The 22,702-nt window shown below is 43.1% G+C and carries 20 protein-coding genes; 11 read left to right on the forward strand and 9 right to left on the reverse strand.

Annotated features, from left to right (window positions below; translation table 11 throughout):
- Positions 1-14 precede the first annotated feature (14 nt).
- The 6 genes from FTV04_RS12400 to secF all read left to right on the forward strand — a co-directional run bounded on the left by FTV04_RS12400 (position 15) and on the right by secF (position 6,131).
- A complete protein-coding gene (locus FTV04_RS12400) occupies positions 15-581 on the forward strand; it encodes a LemA family protein (protein ID WP_078191268.1) in 567 nt (188 codons plus the stop codon).
- Between the two features lie 80 nt (positions 582-661).
- Positions 662-1,558, forward strand: a complete 897-nt coding sequence (locus FTV04_RS12405; protein ID WP_180089738.1) for a DUF4303 domain-containing protein — start codon at positions 662-664, stop codon at positions 1,556-1,558.
- A gap of 80 nt (positions 1,559-1,638) precedes the next feature.
- A complete protein-coding gene (gene tgt / locus FTV04_RS12410; RefSeq protein ID WP_180089740.1) occupies positions 1,639-2,769 on the forward strand; it encodes a tRNA guanosine(34) transglycosylase Tgt in 1,131 nt (376 codons plus the stop codon).
- Positions 2,770-2,875: 106 nt separating this feature from the next.
- Positions 2,876-3,205 (forward strand): preprotein translocase subunit YajC, encoded by a 330-nt coding sequence (gene yajC, locus FTV04_RS12415; protein ID WP_078191271.1) that lies wholly within the window; start codon positions 2,876-2,878, stop codon positions 3,203-3,205.
- A 54-nt stretch (positions 3,206-3,259) separates the two neighbouring features.
- Entirely contained in the window at positions 3,260-5,158 is a 1,899-nt protein-coding gene (gene secD, locus FTV04_RS12420; protein ID WP_111885819.1) for a protein translocase subunit SecD, read from the forward strand.
- A gap of 10 nt (positions 5,159-5,168) precedes the next feature.
- Positions 5,169-6,131, forward strand: coding sequence for a protein translocase subunit SecF (secF, locus tag FTV04_RS12425; RefSeq protein ID WP_180004599.1), 963 nt, complete (start codon positions 5,169-5,171; stop codon positions 6,129-6,131).
- A 62-nt stretch (positions 6,132-6,193) separates the two neighbouring features.
- On the opposite strand, the gene FTV04_RS12430 is transcribed toward secF, so the two are convergent.
- From FTV04_RS12430 to cysM, 5 genes are all read right to left on the reverse strand, one after another.
- A complete protein-coding gene (locus FTV04_RS12430) occupies positions 6,194-6,844 on the reverse strand; it encodes a hypothetical protein (protein WP_180089742.1) in 651 nt (216 codons plus the stop codon).
- 81 nt (positions 6,845-6,925) lie between these two features.
- Positions 6,926-9,232 carry a bifunctional (p)ppGpp synthetase/guanosine-3',5'-bis(diphosphate) 3'-pyrophosphohydrolase gene (locus FTV04_RS12435; protein ID WP_078191275.1) on the reverse strand — a complete coding sequence of 769 codons (2,307 nt, stop codon included), beginning with the start codon at positions 9,230-9,232 and terminating at the stop codon, positions 6,926-6,928.
- 33 nt (positions 9,233-9,265) lie between these two features.
- Positions 9,266-10,654 (reverse strand): 23S rRNA (uracil(1939)-C(5))-methyltransferase RlmD, encoded by a 1,389-nt coding sequence (rlmD, locus tag FTV04_RS12440; RefSeq protein ID WP_180089744.1) that lies wholly within the window; start codon positions 10,652-10,654, stop codon positions 9,266-9,268.
- 6 nt (positions 10,655-10,660) lie between these two features.
- A complete protein-coding gene (locus FTV04_RS12445) occupies positions 10,661-11,479 on the reverse strand; it encodes a 3'-5' exonuclease (protein WP_180004601.1) in 819 nt (272 codons plus the stop codon).
- 32 nt (positions 11,480-11,511) lie between these two features.
- On the reverse strand, positions 11,512-12,432 hold the full coding sequence (gene cysM, locus FTV04_RS12450) for a cysteine synthase CysM (RefSeq protein ID WP_078191278.1): 921 nt from the start codon (positions 12,430-12,432) through the stop codon (positions 11,512-11,514).
- Positions 12,433-12,585: 153 nt separating this feature from the next.
- Here cysM and FTV04_RS12455 point away from each other — a divergent pair, with 153 nt between their 5' ends.
- From FTV04_RS12455 to rsfS, 5 genes are all read left to right on the forward strand, one after another.
- On the forward strand, positions 12,586-15,393 hold the full coding sequence (locus FTV04_RS12455; protein ID WP_180089746.1) for an ATP-binding protein: 2,808 nt from the start codon (positions 12,586-12,588) through the stop codon (positions 15,391-15,393).
- Between the two features lie 111 nt (positions 15,394-15,504).
- Positions 15,505-16,293 carry a crotonase/enoyl-CoA hydratase family protein gene (locus tag FTV04_RS12460; protein ID WP_180089748.1) on the forward strand — a complete coding sequence of 263 codons (789 nt, stop codon included), beginning with the start codon at positions 15,505-15,507 and terminating at the stop codon, positions 16,291-16,293.
- A gap of 32 nt (positions 16,294-16,325) precedes the next feature.
- Positions 16,326-17,195, forward strand: a complete 870-nt coding sequence (locus tag FTV04_RS12465; protein ID WP_180089750.1) for an NAD(P)-dependent oxidoreductase — start codon at positions 16,326-16,328, stop codon at positions 17,193-17,195.
- 42 nt (positions 17,196-17,237) lie between these two features.
- On the forward strand, positions 17,238-18,035 hold the full coding sequence (locus FTV04_RS12470) for a hydroxypyruvate isomerase family protein (protein WP_078191282.1): 798 nt from the start codon (positions 17,238-17,240) through the stop codon (positions 18,033-18,035).
- A 73-nt stretch (positions 18,036-18,108) separates the two neighbouring features.
- Complete coding sequence (gene rsfS, locus FTV04_RS12475; RefSeq protein WP_078191283.1) at positions 18,109-18,510, forward strand: ribosome silencing factor; 402 nt, start codon at positions 18,109-18,111, stop codon at positions 18,508-18,510.
- Positions 18,511-18,604: 94 nt separating this feature from the next.
- Here the strand turns inward: rsfS and FTV04_RS12480 are convergent, their stop codons facing one another.
- The 4 genes from FTV04_RS12480 to FTV04_RS12495 form a co-directional block, all read right to left on the reverse strand.
- Positions 18,605-19,222 carry a hypothetical protein gene (locus FTV04_RS12480; protein WP_180089752.1) on the reverse strand — a complete coding sequence of 206 codons (618 nt, stop codon included), beginning with the start codon at positions 19,220-19,222 and terminating at the stop codon, positions 18,605-18,607.
- Positions 19,223-19,235: 13 nt separating this feature from the next.
- Entirely contained in the window at positions 19,236-20,567 is a 1,332-nt protein-coding gene (locus FTV04_RS12485) for an ammonium transporter (protein WP_180089755.1), read from the reverse strand.
- A 348-nt stretch (positions 20,568-20,915) separates the two neighbouring features.
- Complete coding sequence (locus FTV04_RS12490) at positions 20,916-22,370, reverse strand: NAD(P)(+) transhydrogenase (Re/Si-specific) subunit beta (RefSeq protein ID WP_078191286.1); 1,455 nt, start codon at positions 22,368-22,370, stop codon at positions 20,916-20,918.
- A gap of 3 nt (positions 22,371-22,373) precedes the next feature.
- Complete coding sequence (locus tag FTV04_RS12495; protein WP_078191287.1) at positions 22,374-22,694, reverse strand: proton-translocating transhydrogenase family protein; 321 nt, start codon at positions 22,692-22,694, stop codon at positions 22,374-22,376.
- Positions 22,695-22,702 lie beyond the last annotated feature (8 nt).

The raw sequence follows: 22,702 nt of genomic DNA on the forward strand, positions 1-22,702 counted from the left end.
GAGGATAAAATTTTATGGGGCTTTTGATCTTTGTTTTAATCATCATTGCATTGGTGATTGGCGCAATCATGATTCGCAACAACATTGTCCGACATCACAATGCAACCATTCGTGCATGGTCAGATGTAGCCAGCTATGAACGTCAAAAAATCAAAATTTTAGATGGATTACAGCCTTTGGTTGAGCAATATTCCAATTTTGAACAAGGGACTTTGGCAAAAGTCACTGAACTCCGTCAAAACATTATGAATTTGAACGTCAATAGTACCGATGTCAGCCAATTACAGCGTATTGAAGCCTTAAATCAAGATCTAATGCGCAGCCTGAATGTTGTGGTTGAAAACTACCCAGAGCTCAAAGCCAATGATATTTATCTGAAAATGATGAATGAAATTGAAGAACAAAACGAAAATGTCGGTGCGGCGATTACTATTTTTAACCGCAACGTCGAGTTGTTCAACAACCACATTCAAGTGTTTCCTAACAATATTATTAATACGCTATTGCTGAGTAAAAAAGCGGTTCGCCCTTTCCGCGATCAAGCTGCCAGCCAAAATTTTGATTATCGTCCGAACTTTTAAGTTCGGGCTTTAATGCACAAAAGTAAAAAAATAATGATGAGGTGATCAAGCACCTCCAAAACTAGAAAGAAAAATAAAATATGCAAAATCAAATTAATGCACTGAAAAATGTGCTGATTCAGGCGTTTTTCAAACTCTATGAGCAGCACCAAGACGACCATATTTACGCATGTACGTTGGTGTTCAATCCCTATTTGTCCATAGACTATATCGTAGTCTCTACGCAGCGTAGTATTTTTGCCGAAGATGAAGATTCTGCTCAATATCTTGCAGCACATGATCGATGGAATGTGTCAAAATGGCGCTATCATAGTGCGCTTTCCCTCGGCCAAGACTTGGCGCAGTTCAAACTGACATCTGTAAATGAAGTGGGCCATTTAAACCTTGATCCCTCCTCTATAGAAAGCACAATAAAGTCTGAATCGGCTAACCATCTTTCAATCTTGCTCAATGCCATACAACAAACAAAAGTCGACTTGGTTCAGTCCTACGGCATTGAATTGGATAACATCCTGTTTTTTATCACGGTCCCAACACAGCCCGAAATAGAGATTTATTCAGCTCAGGTTTTAAATACACCAAGTACACAGCTTGAAGATTTTCTTAAATCCAAACAACCCCTACAACTCGACAGCTTACCTAAACGTATGAAGCTGTCTCAGTATGATAAAGACCTACTGATTGATTTGGCTCAAATCGTTGAAATACAATCTTATAACTATTTACATGTTGCCAATGAAGTCTATCTCTTAAGCTTAGAAAAAAGTTATGCAACCACGAACCCCTATATTCAAAAGCTCATTGACAACATCGTAGCCATGACATCGGACCCGAAAGGCACATTTGCGATGGAAAAAGAAGAAATTTTGCAGCGAATTAACCAGTTTTATTTTAATGCCAAGAGTTCAGATGAAGCCTTGTCACAAGATGCGATCTATAAATTTACAGACTTAACACCCGACAAAGCTAGCGTTTAACCGCAGAATCAAGGAAAATAGAGCACTTTTAGCACTCTTACCATCAGCGAACTGTTTTTTCGCCTTGATCTGGACCTTGTATGAAGTTTGAAAAATTGGCGCAATCGGGCCGTGCTCGTCGCGGCCGTTTAACCCTTGAACATGGTGTTGTTGAAACACCTATGTTCATGCCTGTCGGTACTTACGGTACTGTAAAAGGCATGCTCCCACGTGACATTAAAGAAATTAAATCCCAAGTTATTTTGGGCAATACCTTCCATTTATATCTTCGCCCAGGCCTAGATGTCATTCGTGAACATGGTGGTTTACACCAATTCATGAAATGGAATAACCCGATTTTGACAGATTCAGGCGGTTTCCAAGTCTTCAGTCTTGGCGCTATGCGCAAAATTAAAGAAGATGGCGTAACTTTCCGCTCTCCAATTGACGGCTCTAAAGTCTTTTTATCTCCTGAAATTTCGATGGATATTCAGCACACACTGAATTCAGACATCGTGATGATTTTTGATGAATGTACGCCTTATCCTGCGACACATGAAGAAGCGCAAAAATCACTGCAGCTTTCATTGCGTTGGGCGAAACGTTGTAAGACTCAACATCATGACGTGCTGAAAAACCGTAATGCCCTGTTTGGTATTATCCAAGGCGGCATGTACGAAGATTTACGTGATGAATCTTTAAATGGTCTGAAAGAAATTGATTTTGATGGTTATGCCATTGGCGGCTTGTCTGTTGGCGAACCAAAAGAAGAAATGATCAAAGTATTGGATTATCTTCCAGAGAAAATGCCTGCAGATAAACCACGTTACTTGATGGGTGTCGGTAAACCAGAAGATATCGTAGAAGCAGTTCGTCGCGGTGTCGATATGTTTGACTGTGTGATGCCAACACGAAATGCACGTAATGGTCATTATTTTGTGACTGACGGTTTAGTGCGTATTCGCAATGCCAAATATCGTCATGATCAAAGTCCGCTTGACCCACATTGCGACTGCTATACCTGTACAAATTTCACCAAATCTTATCTCTTCCATCTTGAGAAATGCGGCGAAATGCTCGGTTCGATGCTCGGTACTATTCATAACTTACGTTATTACCTGCGTCTGACTGAAGCGATGCGTGATGCACTCGATAACGGTACATTCGATGAATTTGTTCAGGACTTTTATCGTCGTCGCGGCATGGAAGTGCCACCTTGTCCTCAAGATTAATTCTTTCAGCATTTGCGCTGAAGAAAAAGACAAGGTAAATTGCTGAACAAGTCCAATTTATTTATCAAAGTATTGATAACCAGTTTTTTTAGTTTAGGAAAATGAAATGAGCCTTTTTATTTCTACTGCTCACGCGGCAGGTGAAGCTGCACAGCAACCAAGCATGATGGCAAACCTGTTGATGATTGCGGTATTTGTCGCAATCTTCTACTTCTTGATCTGGCGCCCTCAATCAAAACGTGCAAAAGAACATCGTGCACTAATTGAAAGCCTAGGTGTTGGTAGTGAAGTTGTTTTTGCGGGCGGTTTAATGGGTAAAATCACAAAAATCGAAGGTGATTTTGCAGTTGTTGAACTGAACCGTGGCGTAGAAGTAAAAGTACAACGCGCAAGTGTGATTTCAGTTCTGCCTGAAGGCACTCTAAATAACCTTTAATCAAAAAATAAGTCGTGCACCCGCACGGCTTTTTTCATTTTAAGAAGAAAACGAATGCGTTACCCAGCATGGAAATATCTACTGATTCTAGTGGTACTAGTCATCAGTACATTATATGCCCTGCCAAGTTTGTATCCTGATGAACCTGCTGTTCAAATTTCAGGTGCCAAAGCCGGTACCCAGATTGACCAAAGCATCGTACAAAAAGCAGAGCAGATTTTAAAATCTGAAAATATTGCCAGCCATGACAATAGCTTCACCAATAATGCCGCTTTATTACGTGTTGATTCGAGCGAACAACAATTAAAAGCGAAAGAAGCACTGCGTCGTGGGCTCGGTGAAAATTATGTCGTCGCACTGAACCTTGCGCCTACTACGCCAGAATGGCTACAAAAAATTGGTGCTAAACCAATGAAGCTAGGTCTGGATTTACGTGGTGGTGTACATTTCCTACTCGAAGTGGATATGGATAAAGCCATTTCACAACGTATGGAAACGTCTGCGGCTGACTTACGTCGCCAACTTCGCGACAATAAATTAAAATTCAATAGCTTATCTTTGAACAACAACACCATTACGATGCAATTTGCAAATAATGATGACCGTTCTGCAGCTATGGATTTCCTTCGTCGTAACGGCAATGAATATACTCAACAAGCCGTTGCAACAACTGAAGGTTCGACTCTTCGTCTAAGCTACACAGATACACGTAAACAAGAAATTCAGTCTTATGCTGTCAACCAAAACTTAACAACTTTACGTAACCGTATTAACGAGTTAGGTGTAGCGGAAGCATTGGTGCAAACCCAAGGTAGCAACCGTATTGTGGTTGAATTACCGGGTGTACAAGATACTGCTGAAGCAAAACGTGTGCTTGGTCGTACTGCAAACCTTGAGTTCCGCTTAGTTTCTGATTTAAACGATCAATATATCGATCCTTACACAGGTCAAGCAAAAGGCTCATTACCGCCAGGTACAGAAGCATTTGCTTATGAATCTTTGGACAGCGGTCGTCAATTATTGCTTAACCGTAACCGTATCTTAACGGGTGAACGTGTACAAAACGCGTCATCAGGCTTTAGCCAAGATACAGGTGGTGCTGAAGTAAATATTACTTTGGACACTGCGGGCGGTAAGTTGATGTCTGAAGCTACTCGTAATGCTGTAGGCAAACGAATGGCTGTTTTGTTCATCGAGAACAAACAAAAAATTAGTTATGTTGCAGATCCTGCAACAGGTACACAAACTGAAGTTCGTACACCTTATACCGAATCTGTAGTCATCAATGCGGCAACTATTCAAGCTGTATTGGGTTCTCAGTTCCGTATTACCGGTCTAGATTCACCTCAAGAAGCATCTGAACTTGCATTGATGTTACGTGCAGGTGCTTTGGCAGCGCCAATGTACTTCGTTGAAGAACGTGTGATTGGTCCGAGTCTCGGTCAAGAAAACATTGACAAAGGCGTATTATCAACTCAAATCGGTTTCTTATTGGTTGCGATTTGGATGGTAGTCTTCTTCCGTGTGTTCGGCTTGATTGCCAACTTTGCACTCGTGGTTAACCTTGCCATGATTTTAACCATCATGTCTTGGATTGGCGCGTCCCTCACCCTTCCGGGTATTGCAGGTATCGTAATTACCATTGGTATGGCGGTCGATGCCAACGTACTGATCTGTGAGCGGATACGAGAGGAAATTAAATGGGGTGCCTCGCCAAAACAGGCGATTGTTGCGGGTTATGATCGTGCGTATAACACCATCTTTGACTCCAACTTAACCACATTCTTAGTGGCTTTCATTCTGTTCGCAATTGGTACTGGCCCAATTAAAGGCTTCGCGGTTACCCTAATGATTGGTATTGTGTGCTCGATGTTCACAGCGATTACCGTGACACGTGCAATCGTACAAATCATTTATGGTAAAAAACGTAACCTGAAGAAGTTGAGCATTTAGGAGATCGAAGATGACTGAAAATACTCAACCGAAACAATACGGCCGTCCGGACAACGAGCGCATTATTCCGTTTATGAAGATTGCCAAACCGGCAGCCTTTATATCGATTATTTTAACGCTCGCAAGTATCTTTTTTATTTGCACCAAAGGTCTAAACCTCGGTTTGGACTTTACTGGTGGTGTAGCAGCAGAGTTGAACTATAGTCAACCAGTAAAATCTACCGATGTGAGCTCAGCGCTGACAAAAGCTGGTTTTAAAGATCCTGTAGTACAAACCTTAGGATCTGACCGCGACCTGATGGTTCGTATGCCAGTTCAAAAAGACATTGAAGCTGAAGACTTAACCAAAGCCATTACGACTGCTGCTCAATTGCCAGGCAATAAAGCAGAAGTGCATAAAGTCGATGTGGTGGGTGGTCAAGTCGGTAATGAACTTTACGTGCGTTCTGCGGGTGCTGTAGGTCTTGCCCTACTGCTCATGCTGGTTTATGTCACTATTCGCTTTGAGTTCAAACTTGCGATGGGTGCTGTACTGTCTTTATTCCACGATATCGTGGTGACCATCGGTATCTTTGCCATGATGCAGTGGCCGTTTGACTTAACAGTTTTGGCTGCGCTACTCGCGATTATCGGCTTCTCGCTCAACGATAACATCGTTGTATCTGACCGTATTCGTGAAAACTTCCGTAAGATTCGCGGTGCTGAACCTCTTGAAGTTGTGAACAGTGCTTTGACTGAAACACTTCGCCGTACCATTCATACCTCAATGACACTGTTACTGGTTGTTGTGGCGATGATGGTACTGGGCGGTGATGGTCTGAAATGGTTCTCTGTTGCAATGTTTGTTGGTGTATTTGTGGGTACATATTCATCAATCTACATTGGTACAGCCTTCGCGCTATGGCGTGGCCTGAACCGTCAAGACTTCATTGTACAAGTGAAGCCTGAATTTGAAGAAGAAGAGATTCCTTAAGCTTTTCGACTTATAGTTCAGATCAAAACCCATCTTCGGATGGGTTTTTTTATGCGACTACCTTAAATAAATGAGCTAGGCAAAATCGCAATAATAGGATGTAATTTTTCAATATCGGATTGCAGGAATTCCACCTGTCGTTTTTGGTCTAGACTTGCAAATTGCCACGTATCATCTGTTTGCTGTATCACGTTTAAAATAAGATTTAAGCCATTCCGCAAATATACACAGGCTAGATCCGATCTCTCTACCCCTCGCCGTTCATCACAGACCACAAGCCAACCCTCTTGTAATACAGGGGCATAATACGACGCTGTGATGCGAATAAAATACAGGTCTTGAGTGTTTTTAAATAATGCTGAATATTGAGATGAATCATTTGAAATCGGTTTTAACGAAAATGCCTGTGTCTCAATCACCTGCATTTCAAAAAGGACCAAGCTTGCTTGCTCCTCAGTGCACTTGTCTTGTTCTATAAACTGAACTTCATGATCTAAACTTCCCTTAAGGAGTCCCAATTGTGTCTCTAACTCACGTGCAAATTTCTCTCCAATCTGCCGATGACTATTTAATAATTGGGAAATTAAAGGAACTGATAAGCCAAAATGTTCACACACGGCTTTACCATTTTTAAAAGGGCCTGTTGCCACCCAATGGTCAATCGCTCGTGTTAAATTCTGTCGACGCTTTTCAAAAAGCTCTGAAGGCAGCATAAGCATTCAATTTTATAATTTCTCTCCCCCAATATAATAAAAAAACCCGCACGCAGCGGGTATTTTTATACAGCTTTATTTTTAGCTACCTTGTACCAATCGACGTGCGCTGATAATGCCCGGTTGTTGTTCTAGACGTGCCAACAGTTTCGACAACTGCGCCAAGCCTTTCACTTCAATCAACAGCTTCATATTGGCAATACCATCACTTTCCGAAATCGTATTCACCTGACGAATATTGATTTGGTCTGAGAAAATCACTTGAGTCAGATCTTTAAGCAAACCACGACGGTCATAAGCTTCCACCACGATTTGCACACTTTGACCACGAGTTGGCTGCATTTCCCAATCCGCTTCAACCGCACGTTCAGGCTCTTGCCCAATCATACGGATATAATCCGGACATGCGACCTTATGGATACTTACGCCACGATTCAGGGTGATATAACCAGCAATCGATTCACCATGCACAGGCTGACAACACTGAGCAATGTGTAGTTCTACATTGTCCAAACCATCAATCAAAATACCATGCGCCGAAAGCGTATGACTTGCACGTGGGTTCAAGGTTGGTTTTAACACCAGTTCAGGCTCATCCTGATCGAGGTGCATATGACGGTTAACCTGATTGATTAAGGCATGCAGGCTAATGTCACCACTCACCAAGCCAATCAAGATATCTTCACCCAATTTCACATTAAAATGATTGCAGTAATCATTCAAATCGATACTTTTCGGGTGAATCGCCAAACGTGACAATTCTTTATTCAGAATCTCACGTCCCACTTCCAAGTTTTTACTCCGGTCTTGCTGACGGAACCAATGACGCAACTTGTCACGTGCACGAGCCGTCTTGATATAACCCAGCGAGTTCACCAACCAATCTCGGTTCGGTTCACGATCTTTCTTGGTTAAAATCTCGACCTGCTCCCCAGTTTTTAGGGTATAGGTTAGAGGCACATAACGTTGGTTCACCCGTGCTGCATAGCACTTGTTACCCACTTCAGTATGCACATGATAGGCAAAGTCGAGCACAGTCGAACCACGTGGTAATTCTTTGATATCACCATCACGACTAAACACATAGATTTTCTCAAAATCTTCAAACTCTTGGATTTGTTCGAAGTTTTCAGAATCTTCATCTTCTTTATGGGCGCTAGCATCATTTCGTTCTTGATAATGTTCAAGCACTGCACGCAAAGAATGTAAGCGATGATTAAATGAATAATCTGTGGTTTTAGAGCCTTCTTTATAGTTAAAGTGCGAACACACCCCGAGTTCAGCTTCTTCGTGCATATTGTGCGTACGAATTTGCACTTCTAAAGATTTGTTCTCTGCAATCACGGCCGTATGCAGTGAGCGATAACCATTGGCTTTCGGGTTGGTAATATAATCATCGAACTGATGCGGAATATGACGCCAAATCTGATGAACGATCCCCAGTGTGTGATAACACTCAGGTACATTATCCACCAGAACACGAACCGCTCGAATGTCATAAAGCTGATCAAAGCTCAGGTTCTTACTCTTCATTTTTCGATAAATCGAATAAATGTGTTTCACCCGACCATTAATCTCGGCCTCAATGCCATGATCTAATAGTTCTTTACGTAACTTTTCTGTCACGAACTGAATATATTGTTCACGCTCTAAACGTTTTTCATTCAGTAAAGAGGCAATTTCTTTATAGCGTTCAGGTGCTAGATAACGGAAAGCAAGATCTTCAAGCTCCCACTTAAGCTGTGCAATCCCTAAACGGTGCGCAAGCGGCGAGTAAATGGTTAAAATTTCTCGTGCGACACGCTCTTGACGCTCTTTGGTTGAGTGCGCCAACTCACGTAATGCATAGGTACGTTCAGAAAGTTTGATTAATACAACACGTACATCTTCGGTCACCGAAATCAGCATTTTATAAATGCCGGTCAAATGTTCACGTTGGTTATTATTAAAATGATCTTCTAGACGTTTATTTTGCTCAATCAGGTCAGACAACTTACCCATGGCAAGCGTGCCTTTCACCAAAGCATGCACTTGATCGCCAAATTTGCTTTGGACTTCTTCTAAACTGGTTACGCCTTCACGAACACTTCGATACAGCATGGCTGCTGATAACGTATCTTCATCCGCATACAGATGAGCAAGAATATCCGCCATTTCAATACCCGTATAGAAGGTATTCGAGCGATGGTTGACCGTTGTTTCAAGTTCATTCTGTAAGGTCAGATGTGCAACTTCTTCGAGTTGCTTTAGAGGAGCCCCGTCAAACATGCCACTCACACGCTCTAGCCATTCAGCCAAATCATGCTGTGCTTGCTCGGCATGTTCTACAGTCGTTTCCTGAGACAGCTCATTGAGACGTCCAGGTAATTGTTCACGTACTGTGACCATACCCTACTCCTAGTTTTCTACGCTTCATAACTTTTAATCGTTTATCTGATTTTCTTTTTCGAACAAAGCAATCGATTCGACATGCCCTGTATGGGTAAACATGTCCATGACACCCGCTTTTTTCAAACGGTAGCCTTGTTGTACCAGCATTCCAGCATCGCGTGCTAGTGTTGCAGGATTACATGACACATAAACGATTCTTTTTGCACCAAATTTGGGCACATAACGCATTATTTCTTCTGCACCAGAACGTGGTGGGTCTATCAATAATGCATCAAATCCTTGTTTTGCCCAAGAATGATGCGAAAAATCTTTTGTTAAATCTTGTGAATAAAATTTCAGTTGCGAAAGGCCATTGTTTTGTGCATTTTCTGCACCACGCTGAACCATTTCTTCACTCCCTTCAACTGCAACGACTTGACCCGTTGAACCCACACATTGAGCAAGTGGTAAAGAAAAGTTTCCTAAGCCACAAAACAGATCTAGAACTCGCTCACCCTGTTGTAACTGAAGCAATTCACATGCCAGTTTCACCATTTGCGGATTAATCGTGGAATTCACTTGCGTGAAGTCCTGAGGATTAAAGCCAAATTCCACAGCAAAGTCACTTAGACCATAGTGCAGACGCATCGGTGCATCGGGATGATCCACGCGATGTAAGCTGTCTGGCCCTTCAGGTTGTAAGTACAGTTGCCACTCTTTATGTAACGCAAATTTTACTAATTGGTTGACATCTTCCGCGCAAAGTTCCGCCGTATGACGAATCAGGAGGGCAATTTCTTGATCTCCCATGGCCAGTTCCATATGCCCAATATCTGCTTTACCTTGCAGACCTTGTAACAGTTGTTTGAGTGTGGTGATGGAGCCAAACTCACGATCCAACACCATACAACGGTCAATCGAAGTCAGTTTATTTGACTGGCTCTCACGAAAGCCAACCACGAGCTTATCTTTTGCAGGTAGGTAACGCACGCCAATACGTGCTTTGCGACGGTAATCTTCACGCAATGAACGTAAAGGAGCTAACCATTGATCAGGCTGAATGCCGGCAAAATGTTGCAAATGTGATTGTAAAACGTCTTGTTTTAAACGAATTTGCTCATCTGGATGGATATGCTGCATGCTACAACCACCACAGACCCCATAATGTGGGCAGGCCGGTTTTACCCGTAAAGCAGACTCTTCACTCAGTAATTCAAGACTGTCTGCTTCTTCAAGACGCTTAACGACATTGGTAATACGCGCACGCACTGTTTCACCCGGCAAGGCATAACGGATAAAGACTTTCTTACCGTGTTTTTCTGCAGGATGATCTGGATGCGTGCCAAAGTGCGCTATGCCTCGCCCCTCATGTGAAAGCGATTCAACCTGAAATGTATAAATGGGTTGTTGGGCTTTTTGGGGTTTGGCTTTGTGTTTCATGCGTACCTAATGTGTGGAAGATGGGAAATCAGATTGGGTGAATTCGGTACGTTGCGAGGTTTGCTGCCATACCGATAAAAAATCAGCGTGTTGCGGCTGAGTTTGTAAATATTGAATCGTGCTTTGAATCAGGTGCTGATGATCATTTAACAATAACTGTCCTTTCAGCAACAGCCAGCGTAAATAAATCAACCATGTATTGAGCACATCACCTTCACAGTAGCTGGTCAGTTCCATCCACTGTTGTTCACGCACATATTCAGGCACATGGTAGCCACCATCACCACGTTTACCGGGGAAACCGAGTAAATGTGCTGCATCGTCGAGCTTTTGAAAATGACGACCATGGAACATGGCCATGACATCCATCAAATCTACATGACGATGATGATAACGATTCTGGTAGTTATTATAGCGCTTTTGCGTATCAATCTCGCCCTGATCGAACAAACTTGGTGCAGATAGTCCGTGATACATGGCACGGAACAAAATCACAGGCAAATCAAACTGTGAACCGTTCCAACTGACCAAGGTCGGATGACGCTTTTCAAAAATAGAAACGAATTTTTTTAAAATTTCAGCTTCGCTATTGTCTTCACGGCTAAATGAAAACAACTTCATGCCCTTTTCATCAATCCATAGTCCAGAGATACAGACAATTTCATGCAAGGCCAAACGCTGAAAATCCGTGCCCGCCTCTTGGCGACGCAGTTTAGTCAGCGCAGCATCTAGATCCACCTCAGGCAGATCCAGTCCATACAAATGCGCACCTGACTTCAAATCTGTCAGTGTTTCGATATCAAAAATTAAAACAGGTAAACGCATAAGTACTCACCAGTGCCAATCGGCCACTGTAATTATTCAGGATCAACAACAGAGAATAGACCAGTAGACAAGTATCGGTCACCACGGTCACATACGATGCAAACAATCACGGCATCCGGATTTTCTTCAGCCAATTTAACTGAAGCCCATACCGCACCACCCGATGAGGTACCTGCACTGATACCTTCTGTACGTGCTAAACGACGAGCTGTTTTTTCCGCTTCAATTTGCGGAATATCCATAATGCGATCAACACGTGAAGGGTCAAAAATCGTAGGAAGATATTCTTGTGGCCAACGGCGAATACCGGCAATGTTTGAACCTTCAGACGGTTGTAAACCAACAATTTGAATATCCGGATTTTGTTCTTTTAAATATTTCGAAATCCCCATAATGGTCCCAGTGGTTCCCATTGAGCTGACGAAATGTGTAATTTTACCGCCTGTTTGTTTCCAAATCTCAGGCCCCGTAGTGAGGTAATGTGCTTCCACATTGTCCGGGTTACCAAACTGGTTTAGGACTAAACCTTTGCCGTCTTTTTCCATTTGAAGGGCAAGATCACGTGCTTCTTCCATGTTTTCAGATTCGATCAGTTCAGCACCGTAGGCACGCATGGCATCTTTACGCTCTTGGCTAGAACTTGCAGGCATGATCAAGGTCATTTTATAGCCACGCATTGCTGCAACCATAGCTAAAGCAATCCCTGTATTTCCGCTCGTCGCTTCAATCAACGTATCACCCGGTTTAATCTGACCACGCTTTTCCGCTTGCATAATCATGTTATATGCAGGGCGATCTTTGACCGAACCCGCTGGGTTATTGCCTTCTAACTTGGCTAATACTGTTGCTTGAGTATGACTTGCCAGACGCTGTAAACGCACTAACGGCGTGTTGCCGACGTAATGGTCTAATAAAAAATCGTCTGCTTGAAAATCAGGGGTTGTATTACTCATTATTCACACCTATATCGAGGTGCGCCTATTGTATGAAAAAATGCCTTTGCCTGCACCCATTTGCCTCGCTTTTTCGTGAAAGTGATTAAAGCACAATCAGTTTTAAATAATCCATGCTAATATTCGGGGCATAAGGAATAAACTGCTTAAACCATGTCAAATATCAACAAAAAGCTTTTTAAACGCCTACACTTAAATCATGCCTATGGTCAGTTGATTGCACTTATTTTCGTGCCGATCACCATTTTGGCTTGTGTCGGTGCGATGTTGGTAATAACAGAAACCTCCAATGCAGCCAAAGCACAACAAAGACAAATGGCTGTTGCGATTCTGACGCGCTATCAACCGACATCAGAATCGGCTATAGAGTTGCTCAACCATTATCCGTGGCAGTTTGATCAAGCTCGTAATGCCATGCAAAGCATGTTGAACGAAAAACATTTGATTCGTGCTGCGATTATAGATTTCAAAGGCAATAACCGCCTGAGCATTGGCTTTCAAGATCAAGCTATTTGGCCTGCTTTTGACAGTAAAGCATCTTTTATTGGACCAATTCCACATCAGGGTAACCATGTTTATGCCCTGAAAATTTCAGATTCAACCCAGACGCCGGCATGGTTAAGCATTGAACTGGATAATCAACCGCTGCAAATTGCCCGCTATCGCGTGTTAATCGTGTTGATTGCAACAGGTTTATTGACGCTCTTATTACTTTTGCTGTGTTTGAATTTCTATTCACGTCGTTGGATTGCACCAATGTACGAAATTCGTATGCAGTTACAACGTTTAAATGCCGACACCCTAGATCAGCACATGATCATTAACAGTACTGGCGAACTCCGTTTATTACAGCGTGATATTGCCAATGTGGTTAAACGCTTGCATTTCAGTTTCTTAGAGTTACGTGAACATACCGAACAAACGGAAGATGATTTAAGACGCACCCTCGATACTTTGGAAGTGCAAAACATCACCTATCGTCAAGCTCGTGACCAAGCGATCCATGCCAATCAGTCGAAGTCGGTGTTCTTAGCCAATATTTCCCATGAACTGCGCACGCCACTTAACAGTATTGATGGCTTTATTCATCTTTTACTGCGCCAAGGTAACCTCAGTAATGAGCAAAATTTATATCTACAAACGATTCGTAAATCTTCAGCGCATTTATTGGCTTTAATTAATGACGTGCTTGATTTCTCCAAAATTGATGCCGGCAAACTAGAACTCGAAACTGCACAATTCGACTTAGAAGAAGCCGTCTTTGATGTGATGGATATGTTGTCGCCATTGGCAGCGCAAAAGCACATCGATATGACCTTCTACTATGCGGACAATGTGCCAAAATTTGTGGTCGGCGATGCCCTACGCTTCAAGCAAATTTTGACCAACTTAATTTCAAATGCGATTAAGTTCACTCCAGATGGTGAAATTATTGTCCGTGTCCGTATGGAGCACGATGACATCGGTCAATGCCTGCTGCACTTTAGTGTCCAAGACAGTGGTATCGGCCTAAGCGGTACCGACCGTAAGAAACTGTTTGAATCTTTCTCGCAAGGTGATGCATCTGTGACCCGTCAATTTGGCGGTACAGGTTTAGGTCTTGCCATCTCCAAACAATTGGTCAGCCTAATGCATGGACAAATTGGTTTTGAAGATAACCAAGAACGTGCCCCAACAGAAAAAGGCTCAACCTTCTGGTTTACTGCGCGCTTTGTGGTCGATGAAGAAATTGAAATTGTGCATCCACAATTTAGCAATCTACAAGTCGTTTCCTACTTGGCACATCCAGCAACTGCCAATGTCCTACGTCATTATTTAGAAAATTATGATGTTGAACATATTGAAACGCAGTCAATCCTAGATTTATTTAGCCGTCTCAATCAGCTGCAAACCAATGAAAATACTTGGTTGATCGTCGATCATAGTGGTGACTCCGAAGCCTTACTCAAAGAAATTCGTCATCGTTATAGCGGTAACTTAGCGGTTTATGGCTACCAAATGATGCTCGATCCAAACATGTTGAACGAGTACCGTGCTCGTCCATTGCATCAACCACTCAGCCGTACAGCGCTGATTCAGTTGTTGAGTAATGAGCCGTGGTTTGATCAGGAGCAACATGAAGAATTTAATGGTCAAGGCCTGCATATTTTGGCAGTCGACGACCATTTACCGAATCTGATTGTACTTGAAGCCCTGCTCTCTGAGTTGAATGTGAAAACCACCAAGGCTTTGAGTGGACAAGAAGCCATAGAAATCATTCAAGCTCGCCAAGAGCAAGGTTTGGCGGCTTTTGACCTCATCTTTATGGATATTCAAATGCCAGTGATGTCAGGTGTCGATACCACGCGTGCCATTCGTTCACTTGAGTCGACCTTTGAAAATCATAAGCGCCTTCCAATTATTGCATTGACGGCACATGCGCTCTCGGATGAAAAACAAAAGCTCCTGCAAAGTGGTATGGATGACTATGTCACCAAGCCCATTCAAATGGATCAAATTATTCAAATCTTGACCCAATGGACTACCGATAACTTTAAGAAAGTACCGGTTTTAGAGCGCAGTTCAGTGATTGAAGCCCTAGAGCCGAGTATTTTAGATTGGCAACAAAGCTTGCAGTTGGCCGCGAATAAAGAAGACCTTGCGGTCGATTTACTGAAAATGCTCGTCGATAGCTTTGAACAAGAAATCCATGAAATGGCACAGCTCATCGAAGATGAAGATTTTCCACAATTAGAGCATGTGCTACATCGGCTTTATGGCGCAACCCGCTATGTGGGCGCTCCGACCCTCCAAGAGGTTTCAGGTCAATTTGAGCAATTTGTATCGACCTTACGTAAGGAACGCCGTAAAGCAGATGAAGCTTTTGTTCAAGAAACCCTGAACCGTTTTGATGAGTTAAAAAATGTCATGAGGCAAGTTGAACACGCGGCTCAACAAATCTTAGCCAAACAAAATAATTAAGCGCAGTCCGACTAAAGTCAGTGCCGTCCAGCTTCTGTTGTGACTGCACTGTCATGTATCCTGTCAGGGTGCATGCTATGCTCGGGCGCAGAAACAACAAGAGTAATTACCATGGCTTTATTACGTGTAGAAAAAAATAATGGCATTGCAACGGTTTACTTAAACCGTCCACAAAAACGTAATGCAATGAGCTTTGCATTGCTCAAAGAATTGGTTAGCACCGCTGAAAAATTAAAAAAAGATCGTAGCTTACGCTGTGTCATTTTAACGGGTGAAGCCAATGTATTTAGTGCTGGCATTGATTTGGCTGACCTCAATGATCCGAAAAATCGTGCCTATGCCGCGTGGGAACTGTTAAAGCCCGGTCAAAGTTTATTTCAAAAAGCCTTTTTGATTTGGCAACAACTTCCTGTGCCGGTGATTGCCGCACTTGAAGGCTTTTGTTTTGGTGCAGGCATGCAACTTGCCTTGGCTGCCGATATCCGTATTGCCCACCCGAAAACGCAAATGTCGATTATGGAAAGTCGTTGGGGCTTAGTCCCTGATATGGGTTTAACCCGCTCGCTCAAAGGTGTGATTGGACTGGATTTAGCCAAGGAATTAACCCTTACAGCACGTATTTTTGACGCAGAATATGCCAAGGATATTGGTTTAGTAACACATTTAAATGAACAGCCTTTGCTTCAGGCGCAGCAATTAGCCGAAGAATTATCACAACGCTCACCAGATGCCTTGGCAGCGGCAAAACAAGTACTAGATGCCATGGAACATAGTCCAAAACGATCTTTACGCTTAGAAAAAATCTGGCAATTTAAATTACTGCTCGGCAAAAACAGCCAATTGGCACGTAAAAAAGACAAGAACCCAGAGGTTCAGTTTTTACCACGCCAATATAAGTAAAATAGTCACACAGGATAGATTGAGTACAGCACATGGCGTTTGATCGTAATACAAAAATTGCATTTCTAGGTATGGGGCTGATGGGTAGCCGCATGGCCACGCGCCTCATTCAGGCAGGATTTGAAGTTGCGGTGTGGAACAGAACTGCCGCTGCGTGTGATGAGTTGATTGCGATTGGCGCGACGGCGCTTCAATTGGAGAAGATTGCCCATTATCCTGTGGTTTTATCTTGTCTCGCAGATGATGCTGCTGTTGCCGCGGTGTATGCAAGCCTCGAAACCCATTTAGCGGCAGGACAAATTATTGTCGATTTTTCGAGTCTTTCTGTAAATCAAACCCATCAATTGGCTCATGCTGCAAAGTTGAAACAAGTCACTTGGATTGACTCTCCTGTTTCGGGGGGCACAGCAGGTGCTGAACAAGGCACTTTGGTCATCTTTGCCGGTGGTGATGCTCAAACGATTCAAGATTTGAGTCTGATTTACAATGTTTTATCTCAACGTGTTACCCGCATGGGCGACTCAGGTACAGGTCAAGCTACCAAAATTTGTAATCAGCTGATCGTCGCTGCCAATAGCACGTTAATCGCAGAAGCTGTCGCATTGGCCGAGAAATCAGGTGTAGACACCACGTTATTAGCACCAGCGCTTGCCGGTGGTTTTGCAGACTCAAAACCTTTTCAGATTTTAACTCCACGTATGGCCTCGCATCAGTTCGAACCCGTGCAATGGAAAGTTCAAACTTTATCTAAAGACCTGAATAATGCAGTCCAACTGGCCGCCGAGTTTGAGTTAAGCATCCCTGTTGCCAGCCTTGCTTTATCGCAACTCAAAGCCCATCAGGACAATGGTTTTGCAGAAAAAGATTTAGCCACCATCATTCAACATGTCGAACAAAACTAACGACTTTCACTTTAGAAGTAAATTGCTTCAAGGACGATATACATGACTCAGCTCGCGGTTAATTTATCCATGATTTTTACCGAAGTGCCGTTGTTAGAGCGTTTTGCTTTGGCTCGTGAACATGGTTTTAAGCATGTAGAAATTCAGTTTCCGTATGAGCTGAGTATTGAGCAAATCCAAACCCAACTCACTATCAATGATTTAAGCCTGTGTTTAATTAATGTCCCTGCGGGTGATTTGATGCAAGGCGGCGATGGTCTTGCGGGAGTTCCGGGGCGTGAAAATCAATTTCATCAGGCCTTAGAGCAATGTATTCGCTATGCCACTGCGTTAAATGTACCGAGTGTCAATATTTTAGCCGGCAAACAGCCACAAGATGCAGACTTACTCCCATGTTTAAATACCTTGTCGAGCAACCTTAAACTGGCATGCCACATGTTGTCCGAACATCATATTCAACCGGTATTTGAAATGATTAATGGCACTGATATGCCGCGCTTTTTGGTGCAAAATATTGCCCAAGCTCAGGAAATGCTTGAAGCTGTACAACACTCTACTTTGAAGATGCAATATGACTGCTACCACATGGCGATGATGGGTGAAGATATTCTCAGTACTTTGGCAGAAAATATTCAGGATATCGGTCACATACAGTTTGCTGACTGTCCGGGGCGACATGAACCTGACTCAGCGCAGATTCCATTTGCAGAGATTTTTAAATGGTTAGATCAAAGCCAATATACAGGTTACATCGCGGCTGAATACCGACCACGAAGCAACTCATCACATTCTTTTGCGTGGAAAGACAAATACTTCCCTCATTTAGCCAATGGTCAATGACGTGTTGATTTGAAATTCAGCAACAAAACCGCTATATTAGACCATGTAAAATTGTCAGGAAATCATACCCTCTATGAATTTAGAACCATCGCCCAGCGCTTCTAATTCTCTCGATCTCGCAAAATCAACGCAAATCAAAGACGTACAAGCTTGCTTAGCTGTTGTACGTGAAGCACTTGAAGATGTAAAAGCCAAAGATATTATTGAACTTGATATCAGCACTATCAGCAACGTAGCAGATGCGATTGTTATTGCGAGCGGTACTTCAACTCGTCACATTAAGTCTCTTGCAGACAACGTGGCAGAAGAAGCACGTAAAGCTGGATTCCGCCCTATCGGTGTTGAAGGCGAACGTGATGCAGAATGGATCCTGATTGATCTCGGTTTTGTAGTGGTACATGTGATGTTACCTACAGCACGTAAATTCTATGATTTAGAAAGCTTATGGCGTACAGCTCCAGAAACTGTAGCTTAAGCTTCCAGAAAAAAGCGACCTAATTAGGTCGCTTTTTTTATCCCTTGATTTTATACACCAAGGACTATCAGCTTCATGGTGTTTCCCCCCGGCACTAAACCAGTTGATGTAAATCCACCTCAGGATAATTGGCTTTTATTTTCAGCTTGGTTTGTGCATAAACTTGGTCTGCACGCATCGGGCCATAAAAGTCACAATACACTTCATAAATGCTCGTTAAAACTTTGGCATAACTGGTCAAGGGCAAAAACTCGACAAAACTCGCCGTATTTATTTGTGCATTTGCCGCAATTGCCAGCCCGATTTCTTCTAATTGCTCAATCACATCTTGGGTGAAATCAGCCTGATCTGTAGATTTCACCGTCAGCATGACTGACTCGATAAAGCCTAAAAAAGCTTCGCTAATGGTCTCTGCAATGAGCTCGTCTTCTTGCACCTGCTCCTGTGGTTTTTCAGCACGTAACAGTTCCTGCTTTTCTAAGGTAGATAACTCATACAAAACTTGCTTCAGCATATCTTTACGATAAAAGCGAAGCTCCTCTGTGGTACAGATATCATTTAAGAAGCGATTCAAGACAAATGACGGTTTCATGCTGTACTGCTGCTCCCAGTGCCGTAGTGCACTGTCGAGTAAAGTCCCATGAATAAATTGTTGTAAGCCTTTTTCTAAAGCTTCGCGGCGTTGTGCCAAATTCAACAGTTCGGTGCTCATTGCATTACTCCTGTTAATGACGTTTGGTCATATCATCCGTTTCAAAAGTCACATCTTTTTGAAACTCGGGATAAGACAATTCAGCATGCTCGGTATAGTCCAAACCACGTTGTTCATGTTGCTTACTCACCCGTAAGCCACCCAACAATTGATCCAAGACCTTAAATACAATGAACGCAACGCCAAAGCCCCATAAAAAGGCTGCAATCACTCCAAGCCCTTGTATCGCGATGACATCGCCATTAAACATATTATTTTCAAGGAAGATCCCTGCAGCCAATGTTCCCCATGCGCCACAGAATCCATGCACGGTCACCGCATCAACCACATCATCCAGTTTCATTTTTTCCATGAGCATTGGTAGGAAGGTCACCATCACACCTGCACATAAACCGGTGATGACCGCATACAGTGGAGACATCGTTGCACAGCCTGCCGTAATGGCAACCAAGCCACCCAGTGAGGCATTGATCGTACTGCGGATCAAAATGGCTTTAGATCGGATGAGACAGAGCAACATATATGCAACCACGGCAGCACACGCCGCAAGATGCGTATTTAAAGCAATACGTCCTACGCTGACATTGGCATTAATGGTCGAGCCTGCATTAAAACCAAACCATGCTAACCATAAAATAAAACCGCCTAATGCTACCAAAGGTAAGTTATGCCCTGGTAAATAATGGCTTTGCCCATTGCGTCCAAATCGACCCAAACGTGGTCCCAATACAATGATGCCAGCCAAGGCAACCCAGCCGCCCATTGAATGCACCACGGTCGAACCTGCAAAGTCGATAAATCCGAGTGCTTTTAACCAACCGTCTCCGCCAAATAAACTGCCCCATGCCCAACTACCAAAGACAGGATAAATCAGACCTGAGACAACGGCCGCACTCACCACATAAGCGACAAAATGAATCCGCTCTGCCATTGCACCACTGGCAATGGTGGTTGCCGTTGCAGCAAACATCATTTGGAAAAATAGAAGGTTCCAGTGCCAATCATCCAGTTGATCGGGTGCAAAATGACTGAAGCCAAACCAGCCCGTGGTATTGACCCCAAACATCAGACCAAAACCCACCAACCAAAACACCAGACCACCCAAGCAGGCATCCATGTAGTTTTTCATGAGTACATTCACGGTGTTTTTACTGCGAACTGAACCACTTTCGATCATGGCAAATCCGGCTTGCATAAAGAATACCAAGATACCACCCAGTACCACCCAAATACTGTCGAGCGAAATACGAATGTCTTGAATATTACTGGCGATTTGCGGGTCGACTGCCCATGCAGTCGATGTCAGGACACTCAGAAACAGTGCCATCAAGTATGTTTTTTTCATGATTATTCCCCCAAGAATAACCATGCTGTGCAAAAAGAATACCAAATTTCAGACAATTAATTATTTTTCAATGCATTGCGTCACAAAACAAGTTCGCGACAATATTTTGAATCACTGAGATCGAATTTAATTAAACAAAACAGCGCATCAATCTGCACCTTGGTTTCAAAACACGCATCAATTTGATTCAAGCACCTGATGCGCTAAATATTTGTGCACTTTTAGTGTGAAGCATCAATTAATCAAAAGCGAAGAAAATAAAAGCGAAGAAAACAAAAAAACCACCCGAAGGTGGTTTTAAATCTTCCTCAGTCCAGCTTTATCACAGCGGGACTTTGGCAATATGGATTAATGACCGCCGCCATTAATGGCTTTTGTCATATCTTCCACAACTTTCTTCGCATCACCGAAGATCATCATCGTTTTATCATTATAGAACAAGTCATTATCTAGACCTGCGTAGCCTGTAGCCATAGAGCGTTTGATCACCATAATGGTACGTGCTTTATGTGCTTCAAGGATTGGCATGCCGTAAATTGGAGAACTTGGATCGTCTTTTGCCGCTGGGTTCACAACGTCATTCGCACCAATCACCAGTACTACATCTGTTGCTGGGAAGTCTGAGTTGATCTCATCCATTTCAAGAATGTCTTCATATGCAACGTCAGCTTCAGCTAAAAGTACGTTCATGTGACCCGGCATACGACCTGCCACAGGGTGAATCGCAAAACGAACTTTTACACCTTGCTCTTTTAAGATTTCACACAATTCTTTCACGGCATTTTGTGCACGACCTTGCGCCATACCATAACCCGGTACGATCACCACGCTATCCGCATTTGACATCAAGAAGCCAGCATCGTCTGCAGAGCCTGAACGGTGATTACGCTGTGCTTTTTCACCATTATCTGCCGCAGCTACTGCTGTACCACCCATTGCACCACCAAACAAAACGTTGATGATTGAACGGTTCATGGCTTTACACATGATGTAAGACAGAATCGCACCCGATGAACCAACCAGTGAACCTGCAACAATCAGCATGTTGTTTTCAAGCGTGAAACCAATCCCTGCTGCTGCCCAGCCTGAGAACGAATTCAGTAGCGATACTACCACTGGCATATCACCACCGCCTACTGGCGCAATCCATACCCAACCAAATGCAAGTGCAAGAACAGTCATTGCCCAGAAAGCATTCATGTTGCCTGTAGTGAAGAAGTAGATACCACACGCCAACATCGCAAGGAAAATTAAAGCTTGAACAGGTTTTACCCATCCACCTGAAATGGTTTTTGCCCATTTCTTCGCAGCCAATTTACCGTAAGCAAATACCGACGCTGTGAATGTAATCGCACCAACGAAACAGCCTACAAACAATTCAAATAAATGAACTTTGCTCATGTGGGCATGTTCTACACCCGCTGCTGTTAATACCGCTTCATTCTCCGCGAATGCCGCAGTCAATTGGTTGTTATGTAGAATCGCAGCGATCGCAATCAGTACCGCAGCCAAACCGACCAATGAGTGCATCAGTGCCACAGTTTCAGGCATTTGCGTCATCGGAACTGTTTTTGCACGTGCAATACCAACGACCGCACCCAACACCATTGCACCCACAATCATCCAAATCACTGGATGATCTGCGACAAAGAATGTGGTGATTACAGCAATTGCCATTGCGATCATGCCATAACGGTTACCTTGAATCGCAGTTTTTGGACCAGACAAACCACGCAACGTTAAGATAAAAAGAACGGCACCAATCAGGTAGAACCAATCCGCATATTCTTTAATGAATTCCATGGATTAACCCTCTTTTTTCTTTTGCTTAGGTTTGAACATTTCAAGCATACGTGCAGTCACCGCAAAGCCACCAAAAATGTTGATACTTGCTAGGAAAACGGCAATCGCACCTAAAATACTCACTACGTTAATGCTTTGGAACTGTACGCTTGCATCCACAATACCTGGGATACCAACGGTTTGAATCATCGCACCAACGATAATGATCGATGACAAAGCATTAGTTACAGCCATTAATGGTGTGTGTAGCGCAGGTGTTACCCCCCAAACCACGTAGTAACCAACAAAGATTGCCAAGACAAAAATAGTAATCGTTTCAACCATGATGATTC

Origin of the sequence: Acinetobacter sp. YH12219 (assembly GCF_013417875.1) — a bacterium.
GTDB lineage: Bacteria > Pseudomonadota > Gammaproteobacteria > Pseudomonadales > Moraxellaceae > Acinetobacter > Acinetobacter amyesii.

Excerpts from the sequence above, each read along its gene's own strand:
- FTV04_RS12400 (WP_078191268.1), top strand. The coding sequence starts at position 15 with ATGGGGCTTTTGATCTTTGTTTTAATCATCATTGCATTGGTGATTGGC.
- FTV04_RS12405 (WP_180089738.1), top strand. The coding sequence starts at position 662 with ATGCAAAATCAAATTAATGCACTGAAAAATGTGCTGATTCAGGCGTTT.
- tgt (WP_180089740.1), top strand. The coding sequence starts at position 1,639 with ATGAAGTTTGAAAAATTGGCGCAATCGGGCCGTGCTCGTCGCGGCCGT.
- yajC (WP_078191271.1), top strand. The coding sequence starts at position 2,876 with ATGAGCCTTTTTATTTCTACTGCTCACGCGGCAGGTGAAGCTGCACAG.
- secD (WP_111885819.1), top strand. The coding sequence starts at position 3,260 with ATGCGTTACCCAGCATGGAAATATCTACTGATTCTAGTGGTACTAGTC.
- secF (WP_180004599.1), top strand. The coding sequence starts at position 5,169 with ATGACTGAAAATACTCAACCGAAACAATACGGCCGTCCGGACAACGAG.
- FTV04_RS12430 (WP_180089742.1), bottom strand. The coding sequence starts at position 6,844 with ATGCTGCCTTCAGAGCTTTTTGAAAAGCGTCGACAGAATTTAACACGA.
- FTV04_RS12435 (WP_078191275.1), bottom strand. The coding sequence starts at position 9,232 with ATGGTCACAGTACGTGAACAATTACCTGGACGTCTCAATGAGCTGTCT.
- rlmD (WP_180089744.1), bottom strand. The coding sequence starts at position 10,654 with ATGAAACACAAAGCCAAACCCCAAAAAGCCCAACAACCCATTTATACA.
- FTV04_RS12445 (WP_180004601.1), bottom strand. The coding sequence starts at position 11,479 with ATGCGTTTACCTGTTTTAATTTTTGATATCGAAACACTGACAGATTTG.
- cysM (WP_078191278.1), bottom strand. The coding sequence starts at position 12,432 with ATGAGTAATACAACCCCTGATTTTCAAGCAGACGATTTTTTATTAGAC.
- FTV04_RS12455 (WP_180089746.1), top strand. The coding sequence starts at position 12,586 with ATGTCAAATATCAACAAAAAGCTTTTTAAACGCCTACACTTAAATCAT.
- FTV04_RS12460 (WP_180089748.1), top strand. The coding sequence starts at position 15,505 with ATGGCTTTATTACGTGTAGAAAAAAATAATGGCATTGCAACGGTTTAC.
- FTV04_RS12465 (WP_180089750.1), top strand. The coding sequence starts at position 16,326 with ATGGCGTTTGATCGTAATACAAAAATTGCATTTCTAGGTATGGGGCTG.
- FTV04_RS12470 (WP_078191282.1), top strand. The coding sequence starts at position 17,238 with ATGACTCAGCTCGCGGTTAATTTATCCATGATTTTTACCGAAGTGCCG.
- rsfS (WP_078191283.1), top strand. The coding sequence starts at position 18,109 with ATGAATTTAGAACCATCGCCCAGCGCTTCTAATTCTCTCGATCTCGCA.
- FTV04_RS12480 (WP_180089752.1), bottom strand. The coding sequence starts at position 19,222 with ATGAGCACCGAACTGTTGAATTTGGCACAACGCCGCGAAGCTTTAGAA.
- FTV04_RS12485 (WP_180089755.1), bottom strand. The coding sequence starts at position 20,567 with ATGAAAAAAACATACTTGATGGCACTGTTTCTGAGTGTCCTGACATCG.
- FTV04_RS12490 (WP_078191286.1), bottom strand. The coding sequence starts at position 22,370 with ATGGAATTCATTAAAGAATATGCGGATTGGTTCTACCTGATTGGTGCC.
- FTV04_RS12495 (WP_078191287.1), bottom strand. The coding sequence starts at position 22,694 with ATGGTTGAAACGATTACTATTTTTGTCTTGGCAATCTTTGTTGGTTAC.